19 protein-coding genes are annotated in these 19876 nt (G+C 50.7%); 8 read left to right on the top strand and 11 right to left on the bottom strand.

All coding sequences use genetic code 11. The features are described from left to right. Positions 1-183: 183 nt before the first annotated feature. Positions 184-1824, top strand: a complete 1641-nt coding sequence (locus QYE77_RS00520) for a CTP synthase (protein ID WP_315623217.1) — start codon at positions 184-186, stop codon at positions 1822-1824. A 105-nt stretch (positions 1825-1929) separates the two neighbouring features. Further along, positions 1930-3222 carry a phosphopyruvate hydratase gene (eno, locus tag QYE77_RS00515; protein ID WP_315623215.1) on the top strand — a complete coding sequence of 431 codons (1293 nt, stop codon included), beginning with the start codon at positions 1930-1932 and terminating at the stop codon, positions 3220-3222. A 74-nt stretch (positions 3223-3296) separates the two neighbouring features. On the opposite strand, the gene QYE77_RS00510 is transcribed toward eno, so the two are convergent. The 5 genes from QYE77_RS00510 to QYE77_RS00490 all read right to left on the bottom strand — a co-directional run bounded on the left by QYE77_RS00510 (position 3297) and on the right by QYE77_RS00490 (position 6939). After that, complete coding sequence (locus QYE77_RS00510; RefSeq protein WP_315623213.1) at positions 3297-3932, bottom strand: SDR family NAD(P)-dependent oxidoreductase; 636 nt, start codon at positions 3930-3932, stop codon at positions 3297-3299. A 9-nt stretch (positions 3933-3941) separates the two neighbouring features. After that, positions 3942-4403, bottom strand: a complete 462-nt coding sequence (locus QYE77_RS00505) for a peroxiredoxin family protein (RefSeq protein ID WP_315623211.1) — start codon at positions 4401-4403, stop codon at positions 3942-3944. After that, a complete protein-coding gene (locus QYE77_RS00500) occupies positions 4388-5398 on the bottom strand; it encodes an alpha/beta fold hydrolase (RefSeq protein ID WP_315623210.1) in 1011 nt (336 codons plus the stop codon). Before QYE77_RS00500 ends, QYE77_RS00505 begins: the two co-directional genes overlap by 16 nt. After that, complete coding sequence (locus QYE77_RS00495; protein ID WP_315623208.1) at positions 5395-6150, bottom strand: alpha/beta family hydrolase; 756 nt, start codon at positions 6148-6150, stop codon at positions 5395-5397. Before QYE77_RS00495 ends, QYE77_RS00500 begins: the two co-directional genes overlap by 4 nt. Positions 6151-6240: 90 nt before the next feature. Further along, positions 6241-6939, bottom strand: coding sequence for a uracil-DNA glycosylase (locus QYE77_RS00490; protein ID WP_315623206.1), 699 nt, complete (start codon positions 6937-6939; stop codon positions 6241-6243). Positions 6940-7038: 99 nt separating this feature from the next. On the opposite strand from QYE77_RS00490, the gene QYE77_RS00485 reads away from it, so the two are divergent. Next, positions 7039-8241, top strand: coding sequence for a D-alanine--D-alanine ligase family protein (locus QYE77_RS00485; protein WP_315623204.1), 1203 nt, complete (start codon positions 7039-7041; stop codon positions 8239-8241). Between the two features lie 61 nt (positions 8242-8302). Here QYE77_RS00485 and QYE77_RS00480 read toward each other — a convergent pair whose 3' ends face one another. Next, positions 8303-8851, bottom strand: coding sequence for a phosphatase PAP2 family protein (locus tag QYE77_RS00480; protein WP_315623202.1), 549 nt, complete (start codon positions 8849-8851; stop codon positions 8303-8305). Between the two features lie 183 nt (positions 8852-9034). On the opposite strand from QYE77_RS00480, the gene QYE77_RS00475 reads away from it, so the two are divergent. Next, positions 9035-10717: an ABC transporter substrate-binding protein gene (locus tag QYE77_RS00475; protein WP_315623201.1), complete on the top strand. Its 1683-nt coding sequence runs from the start codon at positions 9035-9037 to the stop codon at positions 10715-10717. 27 nt (positions 10718-10744) lie between these two features. Here the strand turns inward: QYE77_RS00475 and QYE77_RS00470 are convergent, their stop codons facing one another. Further along, the gene (locus QYE77_RS00470) at positions 10745-11290 is read right to left on the bottom strand and encodes a polyhydroxyalkanoate synthesis regulator DNA-binding domain-containing protein (protein WP_315623199.1); all 546 of its coding nucleotides are present in this window, start codon (positions 11288-11290) and stop codon (positions 10745-10747) included. 9 nt (positions 11291-11299) lie between these two features. Beyond that, positions 11300-11656, bottom strand: a complete 357-nt coding sequence (locus QYE77_RS00465; RefSeq protein ID WP_315623197.1) for a hypothetical protein — start codon at positions 11654-11656, stop codon at positions 11300-11302. Positions 11657-11847: 191 nt separating this feature from the next. Between QYE77_RS00465 and rplI the strand changes: the two genes are divergently transcribed. The 4 genes from rplI (at position 11848) to QYE77_RS00445 (ending at position 16713) form a co-directional block, all read left to right on the top strand. Then, positions 11848-12366 (top strand): 50S ribosomal protein L9, encoded by a 519-nt coding sequence (gene rplI / locus QYE77_RS00460; protein ID WP_315623195.1) that lies wholly within the window; start codon positions 11848-11850, stop codon positions 12364-12366. Positions 12367-12457: 91 nt separating this feature from the next. Next, positions 12458-13840: a RodZ domain-containing protein gene (locus QYE77_RS00455; protein WP_315623193.1), complete on the top strand. Its 1383-nt coding sequence runs from the start codon at positions 12458-12460 to the stop codon at positions 13838-13840. Then, positions 13837-15165 carry a 30S ribosomal protein S12 methylthiotransferase RimO gene (gene rimO, locus QYE77_RS00450; protein WP_315623191.1) on the top strand — a complete coding sequence of 443 codons (1329 nt, stop codon included), beginning with the start codon at positions 13837-13839 and terminating at the stop codon, positions 15163-15165. The genes QYE77_RS00455 and rimO overlap by 4 nt, the downstream gene beginning before the upstream one ends. A gap of 15 nt (positions 15166-15180) precedes the next feature. Beyond that, a complete protein-coding gene (locus QYE77_RS00445; RefSeq protein ID WP_315623189.1) occupies positions 15181-16713 on the top strand; it encodes a hypothetical protein in 1533 nt (510 codons plus the stop codon). A 4-nt stretch (positions 16714-16717) separates the two neighbouring features. On the opposite strand, the gene QYE77_RS00440 is transcribed toward QYE77_RS00445, so the two are convergent. From QYE77_RS00440 to murJ, 3 genes are read right to left on the bottom strand one after another with little or no spacing between them, the layout of a single operon-like run. Next, entirely contained in the window at positions 16718-17236 is a 519-nt protein-coding gene (locus QYE77_RS00440; protein ID WP_315623187.1) for a hypothetical protein, read from the bottom strand. Further along, on the bottom strand, positions 17233-18306 hold the full coding sequence (locus QYE77_RS00435; protein ID WP_315623185.1) for a hypothetical protein: 1074 nt from the start codon (positions 18304-18306) through the stop codon (positions 17233-17235). Before QYE77_RS00435 ends, QYE77_RS00440 begins: the two co-directional genes overlap by 4 nt. Before the next feature lie 32 nt (positions 18307-18338). Next, a complete protein-coding gene (gene murJ / locus QYE77_RS00430) occupies positions 18339-19874 on the bottom strand; it encodes a murein biosynthesis integral membrane protein MurJ (protein ID WP_315623183.1) in 1536 nt (511 codons plus the stop codon). Between the last annotated feature and the right edge of the window lie 2 nt (positions 19875-19876).

Genomic DNA, 19876 nt, shown 5'->3' with positions numbered 1-19876 from the left:
TGGTAAACTTAGCACCAATGAATGTGCTTGACCACTATAACAGGAACCTCTGGTATTATTCTCGCAATAATCAAGCCAGAGAGCACTTCCCAAACCCAATCGAGGGAGGAGTCGGATCAACGACCCTCCCTCTCCACTTATTAACTTATCCCATCTGGTGATTTCTTTGGGAGGATGAAATCCGTGCCAACAAAATATATCTTTTTCACCGGAGGCGTCGTCTCATCTGTTGGTAAAGGGGTAACCGCAGCGGCTATCGGGCGAACTTTGAAGGAACGGGGATTCGCCGTGACCGCTCAAAAGTTGGATCCCTACCTAAATGTTGATCCGGGTACCATGAGCCCATATCAACACGGGGAGGTCTATGTCTTGGACGATGGCGCAGAAACCGACCTCGACCTTGGACATTACGAACGCTTTATGGACGTTCGCCTCAACCGTGTCTGCAATACCACCACCGGACAAATTTACGCTGAAATCATTAGCAAGGAACGTCGGGGTGACTTTCTCGGCGGTACGATTCAAGTGATCCCTCATATTACGAACGAAATAAAACGACGCATTACGCTAGTTGCCAAAACTACCAATGCAGAAATCGTTTTGGTTGAAGTGGGTGGCACGGTCGGCGATATTGAGAGCCAACCCTTTTTAGAATCTCTGCGCCAGTTAAGACGAGAGTTGGGACGCGAAAATACCATGTATATTCACGTGACATGGCTCCCATACATTGGCGCCACGGGTGAACTTAAGACCAAGCCCACTCAACACTCTGTGAGCGAGCTACGCTCAATCGGGATCAATCCCGATATGATCATTGCTCGTTCTGACTATCCGGTTGATCGCAGCCTTTTAGACAAGATCTCATTATATTGTGACGTTGATCGCCGGGCCGTGGTGCCAATGACGACGACCCCTGTGCTTTACGAGGTACCTCTACTGCTGGAAGAAGCCGGAGTTGCTGACTTCATCCTTGAACGACTGGGCTTAGAGGGGCGCCGCCAGCCCGATTGGAATTTGTGGCGACGCCTTGTGGCTCAGGTACGCCGCGAAAAGCCAAAGGTAAAAATTGCCCTCGTAGGAAAATATGTAGAATTACACGATGCCTACATGAGCGTCCGCGAAGCCCTAAAACACGCTGCTCTTCATCTTGGTGTCGAGGTAGAAATTTTATGGATCCATGCCACTGATCTTGAACGGGGACGTTCATTGGAAATTCTCGAAGAGGCTCATGGTATCCTGGTGCCTGGCGGGTTCGGGTCTCGTGGAATCGAGGGCAAGATCCTGGCAGCCCGCTATGCTCGCACCCACAAGGTACCTTACCTTGGCCTCTGCTTAGGCATGCAATTAATGGTCGTTGAATTCGCCCGTTATGTCTTCAACGATGAACGCGCCAATTCAACTGAGTTTGATCGAACCACACCTTACCCCGTGATTGATTTACTCCCCGAGCAGCAACAAATCACTGAAATGGGCGGCACAATGCGATTGGGGCTTTATCCTTGTCAACTTAAGCCAGGTACCAAAGCCGCCCAAGCCTACCAAGAAACGCTGGTCCAGGAGCGCCATCGGCATCGCTTTGAATTCAACAACGCCTACCGTGAGATATTTGAGAACGCTGGAATGGTTTTTTCTGGACTTTCTCCGGATGGCCGCCTGGTAGAAATTGCCGAACTGGCTGATCATCCATTTATGCTTGGAACTCAATTTCATCCTGAATTCCTATCCCGTCCCACCCGTCCACACCCTCTTTTCAAGGCATTCGTTAAGGCTGCCTGCGAATACGCCGGGGTAACCGTACAACCCTTTGAAATGGAAGCCATCTAACGAATTGTGACAAATATCACAACATGATCTAAAATATTTGAGTTATACTAACTTTGACTAATGAAAAGCAAGTTTGTTTTCAATTCTTACTCTGAGGAGGACTCTATGGACACGACAATTGAATCCATTACCGCATTAGAAATCCTTGATTCACGTGGCAATCCCACGGTTGAAGTCGAAGTTGTGCTAGCCGATGGTAGTTGGGGACGCGCTGCTGTCCCATCGGGCGCTTCAACCGGTGTCCACGAAGCCCTTGAACTCCGCGACGGTGATAAGGCACGCTACTTGGGCAAGGGCGTGCGCAAAGCTGTTGATAACGTCAATAATGAGATTGCGGAAGCCCTGGTTGGTTGGGACGCCGTAGAGCAAAAGGCAATTGATCAACTACTCATCGAGCTGGATGGCACCCCCAACAAGTCTAAACTAGGCGCCAATGCAATCTTGGGTGTAAGTTTGGCAGTGGCAAAAGCTGCCGCCAATGCTCTGGGCTTACCCTTGTACCGTTATATCGGTGGCGTGTACGCCCACGTGTTGCCCGTTCCGCTGATGAACATTCTCAACGGTGGTGTTCATACCGGATGGCAATCCACTGATGCCCAAGAATTCATGATCGCCCCGTTGGGTGCTCCTACCTTTTCTGAAGCATTGCGTTGGGGTGCCGAGGTCTATCACGCGCTGAAAAGCGTCTTGAAAGCAAAAGGGTATGCAACACTCGTCGGTGACGAAGGGGGGTATGCCCCTGCGCTTAAGGCTAATGCAGAAGCGGTTGAGGTAATTTTGGAAGCCATTGAGAAAGCAGGCTACAAACCTGGTGAGCAAATCGCCATCGCGCTCGATCCTGCCGCCTCGGAGCTCTACGACCCTGAGACCAAACGTTACAACATGCGTCGCGAAGGCAAGCAAATGACAAACGAAGAACTGATTGCCTTCTGGAAGTCCTGGATTGATCAATATCCTATTGTCTCCCTCGAAGATGGGCTGGCCGAAGATGACTGGGAGGGCTGGAAGATGCTCACTGCCGAACTCGGTCACCGTATCCAACTCGTAGGTGATGACCTGCTGGTGACCAATCCTGAACGCGTACGCCGAGCGATTCAAGAGAAAGCCTGTAACGCCCTCCTGGTCAAACTCAATCAGATTGGCACCCTGACTGAAACGATCGAGGCAGTCGAACTCTGTCATCGAGCAGGTTGGCGTGCCGTCACCTCGCACCGTTCAGGCGAAACCGAGGATACCACCATTGCCGACCTGGTCGTGGCCTTAAACATGGGGCAAATTAAGACCGGCGCTCCTGCGCGCACCGACCGCGTCGCCAAGTACAACCAGTTGCTGCGCATCGAGGCCGAACTCGGCGATACGGCTGTTTACGCCGGTTGGAATGCCCTCAAGCGCGCCTAAACAATTGGGATGGTTTCAGGTAAAGAAAGCCGCTCTTGACACAAGAGCGGCTTTTATCATCTTGGGTCTCGCAGTTAAGCGATATCTAGGAAACCCGAATAATTTGAATGATAGGCTTCTAACATCTTAGCCGCTACCACATCTGGCTCGACTGCGTTCGGTGGTATTTTGAACGGTACTTTCTGCCACAGGGGAGTGTTAACCGCCATCGGTCTTACCACCACTACCGGCCGCTTAAGTTCTTTACGCGCAACCTCCGCTAGTGCCTCCAATCCCGCCTTTGCCGCGGCATAAGCCGAAAGTCCTGGTAATCGTATTCGTTCACTTATTGCACCTAAAAAATAAACAGGAGCCTCAGGACGAAGTAACGGACTACTATAATGTAAGGCCAAATAAACACCAGTAAGGTTTGCATTGAGGATCTGCTGCCATTGTTCCAAACTCATTTGTATCAATGGCGCGACCATAATGTCACCAGCGGCATAGATCCACCAATCAACCTGCAAACCCTCCTGGAACATTTGGGTTGTAATAGACTGCAATGAAGTCGGAAAACTGAAATCCACCTCATAGACATGCGAAGTAAGCCCCACTAGACTTTTTGTTCTGCGAGCGACAGCCACCACCTGCCAACCATTAGCGGTCAATAGGCTAACTAAAGCCAATCCTATGCCACCGCTCGCGCCCCAAACCAAAGCTGTTTTTGTCATCGCCCAACCTCACCAGGAATCCAACACCGCCAAAATTTGAGCATTCGAGGGAATATCCGCCATATGTTGAGCATAATGGATAAACCGGATTTTACCCTCTTCATCAACTACAAAAACCGCTGGCATGCGTCCCAACTTTAGAATATTAACTTCCTGTTGGTAAAGATCGCTCACCTTGGAGCCAATATCCGCCAATCCAATAAACGGCATGTTTTGTTCTTCCCAGAAGCGCTTAAAGGCCCGTGGTCCATCGGGGCCAATAATGAGAACAGCCACATTACGTTTTGCAAATGATTCTTCATCCTGACGCAACTGCGCCATATGCCTGAGGCAGTAGGGTCACATAAAACCACGATTGAAGACAAGTACCACCCGCCGGCCTCGAAAGTCAGATAACTTTACCTGATGACCCTGAGTATCCATTAATTCAAAATCTGGGGCTTCATCCCCAACCCTCAATTGTTTACCCATGCCTTCACCTCTTTGTCTTTGGTATTTCTTTCCTCGCTTATCACAAAAGGTAGAACCGCGTGCAAGAACTCCGCCGGGCATTCCTCTTGCGGGACGTGTCCGCAATCAGGAATAACTACCAAGCGCGCATTTGGTAGCTCCTGAGCCAAACGAATGCTTTCTTCGGTGGGAACGATGCGATCATCATCACCGGTGATGACCAAAACGGGGTGACTAACCTCACTGAGATGTTTAGCCAGGTCAGAAGCTTGACTGGCTTTGGTTAATTCCCACAACGCGCGATCCCAATTTTTAGTTTGGAGTGGCTTACGATAACCCGCAATGATCTCATCCGTGATTTTACTTGGATCATGCCATGCTGAACGCAGGAAGGCTAATCCCTGTTCCCCAGCGAGTGAACGAACGAACCAGGGCCCAAGGCGATTCATTTGAGGGGTATCCAAAAGCGGACGGATCCAAGCCGGTGCGCCACCACCTCGATAGATAGCTGCATCTACCAAAACCAAACCCTCGACCCTTTGAGGGTATTTTAGTGCTGTGTAGAACGCAACTGTTCCGCCGGCCGAATTACCAATCAAAAAAGCGCGCGGGATATCCAGAGCATCCATGAGCCCAATTACCAAATCGGCTTGGAAATCCAAGGTATAAGGATTTTTGCCCTCCCAGGTCTGCGGAAGAGGACGTTCCGTCAAGCCAAAGCCGGGGCGATCAAAAGCAATAGCCGTGCCATGAGCACCTAACGGCTTGATCACCTCACGCCACGAAAATGTGCTGGCCCCGAAGCCATGCAATAGAATCATGGCCGGATTCCCTTTTCCATAACGTTGATAATGAACCTTGAGGCCGTGAATCTCAATAAATTGGCTATCCGGCCATGCCAAGGATTCTTCATCTACTCCCTCAGGCAAGGGAGGAATAGGAATGAGAAGTGGAACGATGACAATTACCGCCATAAGTCCAGAAAATATCACGATCAAAAGACGAAAAATCTTCATTGTTCACCCATTCCTTCAACAGCACGTAAGAAGCGGATTATGGCCTCTACGGTTTGTTGTCGCTGGACTGTGCGAGAAATCGTAGCCTGACCATCTCCGGGTTGATCCCCATACCAACCAAAGCCACTATGGTTGCCACCCTGGATCACAACCCATTGGGTGGTTTCAGGAAGCAAAGGCCGTGAATCAGCAATCTTCTGAGGATTAGCCAATCCATCGGCCGTGGCAGAGATAGACAGAACTGGAATTTGAAAAGAATGCAGTGACGCATTGTTCGCCGGATAAGCAGCCACCAGGATTAACCCTTGCGCCTCGTGAGGATGCCGAGAAACGAAAGTCGCTGCCATGGCTCCTCCCAACGAGTGTCCTCCTATCACCCAGGTGGAAATTTGAGGGTATGCCGCAATCACTTTTTGAGCCTCCTCCGGTGATAAGACGGCCAAATTAAGTGGCATGGGAGAAATAATTGTTAGATAGCCGTGCTCGGCGACTGCCCGCATTAATGGTGCATAACTACGGTAATCCACCCGGCCCCCAGGATAAAAGATCACCCCCAGACGAGGTGAGTTAGCACGAGGCACAAAAGCCAACCACTGACTCTGTTCAACCTCAATTCGGGTATCCGATATAAGAGCAGCCTGCACTTCAGGCATTGGGCCCAAAGGAGTAAGCGCCCAGGCTAGAAAGCCCCCCAGTCCAATGAATAATAAAGCCAGGATACCTGCCAGGAAAATTCGAAACCTGCGTGACATCTTCAGACTCTAAGTAACCTTTCACTTATTGAATTGTAATGACCCCCTTTATTTCCCACAAGCATACATGCGCTAAAAGACTATACAAACCTATTCTCCCAACAGTCCGCGCACCCGTTGCCAAATAGCATCAAACATTTCAACCGTCAGCCGTCCGGTTTGAGTGTTCTGGCGGCTGGGGTGATAGGAGGCCAGAATCCAAGGACGCTTCTGATCCGGTGGTAAAAAAGCCCCATGCTCAAAGGGCAGAGCAATCTCCGGACAGCCTGAAATGCGAAGCAGCTGTAATACCCCCTTTAAAGCAATGTGTCCTAATGCCACTATCCCCTCTAGATGAGCGAGATGACGAAACTCCCACACGAGAAAGGGAAAGCAATTGATCAATTCTTCATGAGTCGGGCGATTCTGGGGCGGCGCACAACGGCAAACCGCCGAAACATAGACCTCTCTTAAAATCAGACCATCATCACGATGGCGGGCGATAGGTTGGTTGGTGAATCCTGCCCGATACAAGGCTGAATATAGAAAATCACCCGAACTATCTCCAGTGAACATTCGCCCCGTTCGGTTGGCACCATGAGCCCCTGGTGCCAGTCCAACAATCCACACCCGGGCATTGCGATCACCAAAACCTGGCACGGGTCGCCCCCAATAATCCCAATCCCGATAGGACTTACGCTTTTCCTGAGCTACTCGCTCCCGCCAAGCCACCAATCGCTCACAACGTCGACACTGGACCAGCACCCTTTCAAACGTCTCCCAATCAACAATGTCCGTTAGGGTCATCATGATTTCCTAAAATCCTCTAATTTACCTCTTGCATTTTGGGACAAGTGCGATATACTCTGCCCAGCCATAAACCCAAATATTTCTAGTCGAGGGAGAACCATGACCACTAACAAGCATTATAACCAGGAAAGCGCAGAAGACGACAAGCCTCCTGATATTCGTCCGCGCCCAGTGCGTCCGTGGCGGGTAGCGGTCATCGCGAATATCAAGGGGGAAACGCCGATACCCGAGGATGCGCCACCTGACGCCGGCGCGGAGTTCGACAGCCCCAGAACGATCCAGGCCATCCGAGAGGCCATCGAATCTGACGGACATACCACCGTCTTTTTGCAAGCCGATAGCAACCTACCACAAGCCCTTCACGAATATTGCCCGGATATTTGCTTTAATATCGCAGAAGGACTTGGAGGTGACGGTCGGGAAGCCCAAGTGCCTGCACTCTTGGAAATGCTCAAAATTCCCTATACCGCCTCCCGGGTCGTAACCAGTGCGATTTCGCTTGAGAAAACACTGACAAAGCGCATCTGGCGCGACCACCATCTACCCACAGCAGCCTTCCAGGAGTTTGAGACCCCTGATGATCCTATCTCGCCCGACCTGCACTACCCACTTTTCGTCAAGCCAGTTCGGGAAGGTACCGGTATGGGTACCGATGAACATTCGGTGGTCTTCGATGAACTCCAACTCCGGCAACGTGTCAGGTGGGTTATTGAGACTTATCACCAGCCCGCTCTGGTGGAGACGTATCTCTCCGGACGCGAGTTTACCGTTGCCGTCATGGGTGGTCCCCATGCCCGCCAATACAGCCGCCACCCCGAATGGTACGCAGAAGATGGCTTTCATCGCTTCCCGATTATGGAAATCTACCATCAGACCTCGGTAACACCGGGAATCTACGGCCATGAAGCCAAACAACGATACCCTGGTGAAGAGGGAGCACCGCTGTATCTCTGTCCCGCGGCTATAGATGAAGCCCTAGCAGAACAACTAAATGATTTGGCCATTCGTGCCCATAAGGCTATTGGCGCCCTTGATATCTCACGGGTAGATATTCGCCTTGGCTCGGATGGCAAACCTTACCTAATGGAGATCAACACTCTGCCCGGTCTCTCACCTGGATATAGTGATTTGTGCATGATTGCAGCCGCTGAAGGGATAACCTACCGGGATTTAATTTTGGAAATCCTCTACCTTGGAGCAGCCCGCTATGGGCTTCTAAACGCTCAACCTCCACGCCTGGTACAATTCAAACAACGGGTACCCATTCACGCCACCACGATCACTGCAAGCCTGATCAAATAAAGTATCCCTTTCGAGTGAAAAAGAGAGGTGCAACCACGATAAGGGTTGCACCTCAATCGTCTTAAGAACCCAGAATTCCACAAAAAGAAATCAATATTGGCCAAGTATTCAGAAGAATCCCTCCCCAAATACCCCCTATAAATATTCCAATCAAAACATCTAAAACATAATGCACCCCTAGCACCAAGCGTGACAGGCTGACCCAAATTGCCCAGACGAGTAATCCCAAGAAGATCTCAGGGCGCCCAAGATGAAGAGCAAACATAGTGATAAAAACACCACGCGCCGCATGACCAGAGGGAAAGGAATGTTCATCTGTGAGTGCGTAAATCCAATCATTCGCGGGCTGTGGACGCTCACGCCGGATTAATACCTTGAGCACAAACACCAATGACGCTAGCAAAAACGTGGCACCAAATCCTATCCCCGCCCAACACCGTTGTGACGGCACCAGAACCCCTACCAAGAGAAAAATGCCCAACCAAACCCAAGAATCCGCCGAATGCGAGATGAACCGGGCAAACTTTTGCAAGCCATGTCGGTTAGCCCATTGAGTTAAGGCACAAGAGAGCAAAACGTCCAGTTCCAGAATGCGCTGGATCGGCTTCATGCTAACATTAAATTCATGCTATGGTTGAGCAATGGTATGATTATTCCACAATCCAAACGCATAGACAAGGGTGTACCTTTTTATCACCTTACCAATCTGTCAGGTGCAAGAATGATGCAATCCCTTATAATCAAAATGTAAATTTTTCCAACGGCTTCGATTTCTCTCCCAGGATAAACACCTATGAAGCATGTCTCTAATCACTGCCGACGATCAGGATCGTGGAAATTCCTCTCCTTTATAGCGGTTTCATTATTTACATTTCTACTAACCGCATGCCAAAATGGAACTTTTCAGATTGTTCAAGGTGCAGCTCCTCCCGAACTTTTACGAACCTATACCAACGATTGTTCTTACGGCGGGTTGATTAAATCCATTGAGGCCCTAGATCTCTCTACCGTGCGTATCACCTTGTGTCGCCCCGACGCCGCCCTCCCAGCCAAACTGGCTTATCCGGTTTTTGCTATTCAGGATAGCGACTATTTGAACCATTACAAAGGAAATTCACTTGAATTAAGTCGAGTTCCCAATGCCAGCGGTCCCTACCGCCTCTTACGCTATGATCCCGGGCAGCAAATCATTTTGGAACGTAATCCTGATTATTGGGGTGTACCGCCTAAAAGTCAAAAGATTACCATCAATTGGTACGAATCCGTGATATCACGGATCGTTTTACTGCGCAATGGGCAAACCGATGCTATTGACAGCCTAGGCGCCAATTTTCTACCTACCCTCGAAACCTTCACGGATATATCTCCGATCTACCAATCGGCCCTAAACGTCACTTACCTGGGATTTAATAATCGTATGCCACCTTTCAACGATGTGCGAGTGCGCACCGGAATCGCCCTTAGCCTGAATCGCCCCCGCCTGCTTGCCTATGGTTTAGCCTCAGATTCAATACTAGCCAATCAATTCCTCCCTCCCGCCATGAACCTTGGATACACGCCTGGTTTGAATTGGCTGGATTACAGCCCCAAGGAAGCCCAAGACTGGCTAAAGCAAGCCAACTTTGATTGGAATCAAGAACTGGTTTTGGTTTACCCCTCAAACCCATCTTTGGATGCCCCTTATGTAGAAATGCTGGCCCAACAGATAAAGTTACAACTCAACTCATTAGGGCTAAAAGTCAAACTTTTAGCACTCGATTCAGCAGCCTATAGCCAGGTGTTGCGTAATGGAAACGCTCCCCTCTTTTTAGCCACCTGGAGCGCCACTTATGCCGACCCCGATGATTTTTTCTCCCGTGTCTTTATTCATGAGGCAACTTCCCTGGGAGATCCTTATCCCGAACTGACCGGGTTAATCCAACAAGCAGCACAAACATCTGATCCTCAAGAACGCCAGAAGTTGTATGATCAAATAAACGAAACGATTATCAAATTAGTCCCGGCGATACCTATTGCTCATACCAACGGGATTTTTGCCTTCCGGAATACTATTCAAGGACAACGCATTGGACCGATTAACGAAAATTATGAGGAAATGCGGTCCGTTAACGGCCAGATCCGAATCACCCAGACACGCGAACCGGCCTCATTATGGCCCGCAGATGAAAGTGATCCCAACACTCTCCGGGTTACGCGCTTGCTTTACAGCAATCTAGTGGAGTATGAACCAGGTGGTACCAATATCCGCCCCGGATTAGCCGAAGCCTGGGAGGCCAACCCCGAAGCCACCGAGTGGACTTTTTACCTCCGTTCAGGTGTTCGCTTTGTGGACGGTTCAACGCTAGATGCCAATGATGTTGTCGCTACGCTTAGTGCCATGTGGGAGGAAAGTAACCCCAATCATGTAGGGCGTAGTGGACGGTTTGAAATATTCCAGCGCTTTTTTGGTGCCTTCATTCCTCAAGCACAACACTAATTAGAGGACATTAAGACCTTCTAAACACTAAGCCTTGGGAGAGCAGGCGAGAGCATCCACCGCCCTCTCCAAGGCTTCTAATTCACGCCACAAGTGCTCAATTTCGGCACCATGCTTTTCTGGTAAGGACAAGGCAGTTTCATGACTTACCTCAACGGGATTCGCAATGTCAGGATCCAGCAAACTGATCAGCCACTGTTCGAACTCTTCTTCGCTTAGAGCCCCTCGCGCCTTAAGCCGTTCAAGTCGGAGGCGTATGTGGCGGTTAACAAATTCCTGAGGCGCCAAGAAAGCCTGTAAACTTTCACCAAGGTCTTCTAACCGCGCCTCCCCGATGCGGATCAAACGTGTCAGCAATGCTCTAGGAATCAATCCTCCCAATCGCCGTTCCTGATCCACAATAACTTGCGCTAGAGTCATTGTGGTTAAATCCTGGCCACTTTCATGATCCACAACCCTAACAGCGTCTCCATTGGCAATATAACCAGCAATATCCTCAAGCGTCACATAACAACGATTGACAGTATCGTAAAGTTTACGGTTGTTGTAGCGCTTGATCTGTATCTCTCCCATGTTGCTTGTTTATCCCTGCTGCTTACGTAATTCTTCGATGCGCTTCTGTAATTCGGTAATCTTTGCATTTAAGGCTTCAATATCTGCCTTGGTTACAGGGCTGGTCGCACCCGTCTCCGCCTGTTTCGCCTTGCGCTCCCGTTCCAAGCGTTCGCGTTCCTCCAAAACCTCCTGGATTAGGCGACGAGCATCACGCTCCACAAGTTCCCCCTTCTCAACCAATCGGTTGATGAATTGAATAATCTCATCTTTTGCCAGAGCCGCAGCGCCAATGCTGGCCAGCAAGATTTTACGGGAAAGTTCATACCACGTCGGTGTGCTCTCACGTTCGGTCTCAGACTGGGTTTCCGCTCTTGTCCGTGCCATAAATCACCTCCGTTTTTGCGTATAACGCAATGCGTTATTGATAATATAACGCATTGCGTCATAACTGTCAAGCCTTGAAATTTGACGAATCACCAACCTTCTGGTAAAATCCGCCTGCACCGGGTGTTGTACCCTTCACCGCGGGCTGCCATTCAGGCATACAAATCCATTTACAGAAAGGGCTCGAAAACATGAAGGTATTGTTGATCAAGGATGTTTACAAATTAGGTCGTGCAGGTGACGTTAAAAAAGTAGCCGACGGCTACGCCAGAAACTACCTAATCCCGCAAGGGCTGGCAGTCCTGGCCACACCGGGCGCGCTCAAACGAGCCGAGACCATCCGGGCTCAGGCAGCAGCGCGACGCGAGGCGTTGAATAACGAATTGAGCGGTGTCGCCCAGCGTATCAATGGCTTAGTGCTGACATTTGCCGCCCGCGCTAGTGAAACTGGCAAATTATACGGTTCAGTCACGCCTCAGATGATCGCTGAAGCCATCAATCAAAAGTTGGGCACCCAGATTAATCGCCACCAGGTAGAAACCGAACCCATCCGCACCCTGGGCGAACATTTTGCCCGTGTGCGCCTCACGGTAGACCTTTTGCCCGAGGTGCGCATCATCGTCCATCGTGAAGGTGAGGTTGTCGCCCTCGAATCAGAAACCACTACCGAAGAAAGTGCTCCTCAAACAGCTGATCAAACCGCTGCTTAATTCTCATGAGTTGTAGTAACACACCTAACCGGCCAGAACCAGCTCTGTGCTGTCAGGCCGGTCTTTTTTTGGACTTGAAGAACAGGATTCTATGACCGATTCGGTTGGGTCACTTCTAAAAAAGGCGCGGACTGAGCGCAACATCTCGCTGGAACAAGTATCTCAGGCAACCCACATTCGTTTGGCTTATTTAGAGGCCTTGGAGAGCGATCATCTAGATCGTCTCCCATCCCTGGTCCAAGCCCGGGGCTTTTTGCGCCTTTATGCCAATTATTTAAAGATCCCCGTACAACCCCTGCTCGACCTTTGGGAAGGAAAAACCGAAACCCCTGCGTCTAATTCGAACTCTTCTCTGTATCCGCTTGAATCCGAGCAAGTTTTACCCTCGATTACTATTGTAGAAACCTCCCAACCGGAAGCACCGCCTCTTTCAACCCCCACTTCAGAACCTAACCAAATAAAGACGGAGAATCTTCAACCAGAATCATTATCCCAACAAATCTTTCGCGAGATCGGGCGCGCTTTGCAAGACCAACGGGAGCGTTTAGGCCTAACCCTCGAAGAAGTTGCCTCCGCCACGCATATTCGCTCCCGCCACCTCGCCGCACTTGAAAGCGGCCAAATGGACCAATTACCCTCACTGGTCCACGCCAGGGGTTTGCTTCAAAATTATGCCAACTTTCTGGGCGTGAACGAGGATCAGATCCTTTTGCGTTTCGCCGAGGCTTTGCAAGTGCGGCGTTTGGAGCGAACCGGAAAACATCCTCAAGAACCGATTACTCATGAAAATCCACACGCTGAGACTAAACCCCGCGAAGGAGATCTTCCTTGGCGACGCATTCTCTCCCCTGACTTAATCATGGGATTGTTCTTCATTCTCTCATTGCTTGGGTTTACAATTTGGGGAGCCTTGCGCATCTCCGCCGCTCAAAAAGCCCGCACCCAGTCCACCCCACCGGCCATTGCCGAGGTTTTAGCCCAAGTACCAACTACCCTGGCTCAATCACCCTCCCCAAGCCCGACCACAGAGATTACGGCGGTCGTTCCTGAAAATACCGAAGCCCTGGTTGCAGTCGAAACCACCCCTACCAATGCCCTACCTACCGCCATTAGCAACGCGCCACTTCAACTCAACGTGATCGCCCAACTGCGGGTCTGGATGCGAGTGGTTGCCGATGACAAAATCGTATTCGAGGGGCGTACGATCCCTGGGCAAGCCTACGCTTTTGGCGCCAAACAGCGTATCGAATTTAATTGTGGTAACGGCGCCGGCGTTCGACTTGTTTTCAATCAATCCGACCTTGGAAACCCAGGTGCCATGGGAGAGCCAATACGCTGGATTTTCACCGCAGAGGGGCTTGTAACCCCTACCCCACAAATTACAGCCTCACCAACTTTTACTCCTTCACCGACGTCCACTCCTACACCCACACCCCTTCAACCAACGCCTTCCATTACTCCTTTGATCCCATGAGCGAAAAAACGTTTTATCTAGTATCCCTAGGTTGCGCCAAAAATACCGTGGACTCGCACTCCATGGCCGCACTGCTCCAGCGCGCTGGTTATGAAGCCGTGGACAATCCCCGCCAAGCCCAATTCCTCATTGTGAATACTTGTGGATTCATCCAGCCCGCCCGAGAGGAATCTATTAAAACTCTTACCATGCTAGCCCGAAAAAAGCGTAAGGGACAATACCTCATTGCGACGGGGTGCCTGACTCAGCGCTACCGCGAACAAGTTGCCCGCGATGTGCCCGGTCTTGATGGCATGCTCGGCACACGGCGCTGGATGGATATTTTAGACCTGGTCGAACGCTTAAATGCCCATCCTCCACAACCGCTTTACCATTTACCTGACACCCCTACTGTAGGTCGTGACGAACGTGGCGTATTACGAGCCGCGATACAAGGCACCAGCGCTTATCTTAAAATCGCCGATGGTTGTCGGCGTCCATGCGCCTTTTGTGCTATACCGTTGATCAAAGGCACCTTGGTTAGTCGCCCGATGGACGTGATCCTCGAAGAAGCGCGTCAACTTCAGGCCGCCGGGGTCAAAGAACTGATTTTAATCGCTCAAGACACCACCGATTACGGCCACGACCTAGGATTACAAGACGGGCTAGCGTTACTGCTCGAAAATTTGGTCAAAACCGTACCCGACATTCCCTGGATCCGCCTTCTCTACACCTACCCTGGCGCAATCTCCGACCGGTTGATTGAATTGATGGCGTCCCAGCCCCAAATCGTACATTACCTGGATATCCCTCTTCAACACGCCCATCCGGATATCTTACGCAAAATGCGCCGTCCAGCGAATATTGATTGGGTTTATCGCACCTTAGAAAAAATGCGCCGCGCTATGCCTGACCTGGCCATTCGTAGCACCTTTATTGTTGGTTACCCTGGAGAGACCGAGGCCGAATTTCAGACCTTGCTCGATTTCCTGGCCGAGGTGCGGTTGGATCGAGTCGGTGCCTTCACATTCTCGTTTGAACCCGGTACAGCCAGTGAGCCCTTAGGCGACCCTGTTCCCCCTGAGGTCAAACAAGCGCGTTATAACCGGCTGATGGAACTTCAATCACAGATTTCTCTTAGTATTCATCAATCTCTGATCGGCAAGCACTTGGAAGTGCTGATAGAGGGCGCCAACCAAGACCTTTCCGTTGGACGGTCGTATCGTGACGCGCCCGAAGTTGACGGGCTGGTGTTGATCCCCGGACAGTTCAAACCCGGCGAAATGATAAGGGTTACAGTAGATAGCGCATTGCCCAATGACTTGATTGCACATCCTGCTTCCTAGCCTCTCAAACGAGTTATGCGTGCCCACTCACGTTGGATCCTTGTTCTGGCGCTTGGCACCGCGTTACTAGCAGGTGGTCTAACCTTGGCGGTAACCACCAATACTTTTGAGGGCGTTCCCCATCTTGAAGATGAATATGCGTACTTGTGGGAAGCGCAGGTCATGGCACGAGGTGAAATCAAAGTACCTTCGCCTTCATACCCGCGCTGTTTTTTGGTCCCCTTTGTAGTAGATTACAATGGATTCCGTTTTGGCAAGTATCCACCCGGGTGGCCTGCCGCGCTTTCCCTTGCCCTGCGCTTAGGGTCCTTAACCACGCTGAATGTATTCTTGGCTATGGCCTGCACGTGGTTAACCTTTCGGCTGGTGAGTAAAATTACGACCCCGATAGAAGGGTTGCTAGCAGCATTGCTAACAGCCACGTCCCCCTTTTTCCTGATGAATGCTGGCTCCCTGCTCTCACATACTTTTTCTTTCTTCCTCACCTTAACCTTTGTCTCTGCCTGGTTGGATGCAACCGTCCCATCCTCTCGCTCAGCGATTTTAACCGTCCCCCTGGCCGGGCTCAGTTTGGGACTGCTTGCCCTGACCCGTCCGTTAACCGCTTTAGGTATTGCCGTGCCATTCATTGCCCACGGTTTATGGCTCCTCATTCGGGGAAAGGGAGTACTACGCCGACGTGTCCTGATCATTGGCGCTACAGCCGGGGGAATTGCCTCGCTCTTATTCCTATGGCAATACGCCCTTACAGGCAACCCCTGGCTGAATCCCTACACCCTGTGGTGGCCCTATGATCGGGTTGGTTTTGGCCCCGGAATCGGCTTACACCCTGATGGTCATCAAATCTACTACGCTTGGGTTAACACAAAATTTAGTCTGCGCGCCGGCAGCAGCGATCTTTTCGGCTGGGGACGGCTCTCGTGGCTTTTTATGCCAATCGGTGCATTCGCTTTACGCAAGAATCGTTCCGCTTGGTTGCTTATCGCCCTCGGAATAAGCCTAATTTTGGCTTATGGTTTTTACTGGATTGGTGCCTGGGTGTTAGGGCCGCGTTATTACTATGAAGGCATGATCGGTGCCACTCTGCTTACGTCGGCTGGAATCACTGCTTTGGCTGGTAAACTTCCCAGCCTATTACAACCCTTGCGAACACGTGTGCTGGGATACTTGCGGTTTAGCACTGTCACAGCCCTGGTCATGGGATTAATCCTTGCAAACTTATGGTTTTACCTCCCCCAGAGATTGGGGCAATTACACGGACTCTACGGTGCCTCGCGATCACAACTCGCCCCATTTGAATCCCCCTCCGCTCAAGCCCTCACACCGGCGCTGGTGATCGTCCACATTCGCGAATCTTGGCGTGAATACGGGACACTTCTGACCCTAAGCAGCCCCTTTATGGACAGCCCTTTCCTTTTCACCATTAGTCGCGGCGAAGAAACCGATAACGCCTTAGCACACGAATTTTCCGCGCGAAAAATCTGGCACTATTACCCAGACGCCCCCTATGCTTTTTACACCGCCCCCCGTCCTTCCGATTTTCCTTAGATCTTCAAGATACCCTCGCCCAGGCGGTGAGCAATAACACCAGGACCGAGAACGCTAAATTAAGCCGCCAAAGCCGGGTCTGGCGACGGTATAATTGCTCTCTACTCGCCTCATCCACTATTCTCCCCATGGAAAGCAAATAATTCAATCGTTTCCATTGGGGCATCACTCCCCAGGTCATCCCTATGCTCACGAAAACCATGCCCGCCACGGCGATGTGTTTCAGGAAAATTGCCACTGCCCAGGTATTCTCAATTACCAGAAAGCCCTGATAGGCCGGATGAGCGCTCATTTGAAACAATCCGGTAGCAGTCAAGATCGCTATGGCAACCCATCCAATGCTTTGCAAACGCTGTAATAACCGCTCATAAAACGAAAAGTAAGCGGTTTCTGTGAGCATAGACCGCGACAAAGGCACAACAATAAGATTAATCGCCACTATTCCCCCGATCCAAACCACCGTCGCCACCATATGCAACCAATAGGTGAAGGTCAAAGCCCAGGAGGGAATTTCTGCACTCATGATGTGGGAGTTGTTTCAGGGGTAGGTGTATCCGAAGGAACCGGTAAAGTCGCGGTTCCAGGTGTAGGGGTTTCGGTTGGAGTCGGTTCCACACCGGGGGGATTGGCACACCAATTTCTCACTGCCTCAAGCGTGGGCTGCACCTGAGGGTCGGGCGCAATGGCGAGGGCGTTCTCATAGTGTAGTTGCGCCTCGCAGTATTGACCTTGGGCTGCCAACTGATCCGCATATTTTATCGAAGCAATCCTAAAACGCTCTGTAGCTGTCATGCCCGAACCATCGCGTAAATTAGGCAAAGCGGGATAAATTTGAGAGAAATAATTTACCACCCGCGCCCAATCCACCCCCCAAAAACTTGCAGCGGAGAGATACTGCCGCGCCCAAATGCGATAGTTTTGAGCATCTACATCCAGCGGCGCAAATCGTTCTGCCAGGGTGAGATTATAAATTCCCACCTCTAATAATCCGTCTTCTAAAATATTCTTCACCCCCAAATTGCGCAAGGCTAGATAATACATGCCGTCTACATCTACCGCTCGATAGGTGAGATTCAATTTGCGCAGCACTTCGATCGTGTCAATCGCCGTTTGCCAGTCCTTGTTTAAGAGGGCTTGTTGAATTTGAGCAAATAGTTCTTCTTCCTTACGCGTATCCGGCGTGGGTTCTTGAGTGGGAGTGGGGGTAGCGGTAGGGGTCATTTGCAAGGTCAGTCCCATCATCGCCTGAGCCAGGCCTTCCATCGCGCCTGGAAAATCTGGCTTGAGCGAGAGGACATATTCAAAGCGTTTACGTGCTGAATCAAAACGACCAGCCGCCAGATCTGCCACACCCAATTGATATTGTGTAGCAGCGACAACGGCTTTCTGATTTTCCTCTTCTGCCAACCGGTCTTGTAAACTGGCCTGGTAGCCCAACCATCCGCCTAGCAGGCCAGATACAACAATTACTCCCAATGTCAGTAAAACCCAGACCCACCATCGGGTTCTACGCTGGCTTATTGGTTCTTCTGCCACTTCATTTACTTCACGTGCGTTTTTATTAATGTTCTCGTCACTGTGCGCTGTCATCATGGCCTATATTATACCGTAGGGTTAAACTGCGCTCACAAGTGAATTAACAACCGCAATTCTTGCCATATCCAGGGCGAAGCCAATATCCCTCCCACTCCCATTAGAGCTATCGCCCCCCACAGAGAATTCCCTACCTGAACCAAACTTTGTCCAAAAAGAACAGCACCCCCACCAACAAACGCTGCTATAACCGCTCTCAGAACCACTGGCGTAACCATGATGCGATGATTTAAGGTCCGGGTCAACCACAGGGTCAGGATGAGCGCCTCTATCGAAAAGGCCAGCGCATCAGCAAGACTGATCCCCGGTGCCCCTAACCAGCGATAGAATTGCGTCCCAGCCAGGACGTAGACACCCAAGGTAATTCCTGCCCCAGCCAATGGAACCCATGCATTTTGCCGTGCATAGAAAGCCCGCACCATAATTTCTACGATGCATTGCCCCAATAACCCCAGCAAGTAGGCTTGCGAAACTCGCCATAGCAAGTCCGTACCTTCTTTACCAAAGCCAAACACCATCTCTAAAACAGGGCGCATTCCCAAGCCCAAGACTACCGTTAAAGGGAGGGTCAATGCCACTAAAACCCGCACTGCTCTCTGGATGCTATCGCGGAAACGCTCGCTCTGATCTCGTGCCATCTGTTCAGAGAGGGCGGGCAAAAGGGCGGTACCCAAAGCCGTCCCGATCAATGTTTCTGGCACTTGAAAAATCATCCAACCATATGTGAGGGCAGTAACTGCACCTGTCGCTAACCGAGACGCCAAATTATCGCGCACGATAAAGATCAATTGAATGCATAAGACCGTAAGTAAACGCGGTCCCATCAACCGTAGCACCTTGCGCACCTCGGGGCTCCCCAATCCCAATCCAGCCTGCCAGCGAAATTGGTATCGTATCAAACCTGGCACTTGAATACCTAAATGGAGCAAAGCCCCCAGGATCACACCATAAACCAAACCGTGTACCCCCAAGCCCAGAGCCGGAAGGGTCATCCCTCCCAGAGACATACCATGTTCCGGTGCTAATATCACAGCACCAAAAATTTGACCCAGATTATAAAAAAGTGGTGCCATCGCTGGTAGCAGGAAATGCTGGTGAGCCTGCAACGCGGCCATGACTAACCCACTCAGTGAGAAAATCACTGTAGCAATTAGATTGAGCCGCATCAGGGTAATTACAAGACGCTGTTGCTCCGCACCAAAACCAGGCGCAATACCCAGTTCCCAAGTGACCAAAGGGTGTGCAAAAACACCCACTAATACGCCCAGTAACCCGGTAACGATAAACGCCAAATTGGCAATACGGCTGAATAATTGCCAGGTTTGTCGTTCTCCGTGTTGAGTAAGGGTTTCGGTTAGCACAGGGATGAAAGCCATTGCCAGAGCCCCACCTGAGATTAAGGCAAATAACAAATCAGGCACATTATTAGCCACATTAAAGGCGTCCAAAGCTTCAGATAGGCCAAACTGGCGCGCAATCACCACCTGACGGATGAACGCGGCCACCTTATCTAAAGCGAAAAATCCGCCTACTAACAATGTATTCCGTGTGACCCGGCTTAAACGCATAA

It is taken from the genome of Thermanaerothrix solaris (genome assembly GCF_032334255.1).
GTDB lineage: Bacteria > Chloroflexota > Anaerolineae > Anaerolineales > Anaerolineaceae > Thermanaerothrix > Thermanaerothrix solaris.
The sequence above is the reverse complement of the archived record's forward strand: the minus strand, read 5'-3'. Positions and strand labels throughout refer to the sequence as shown.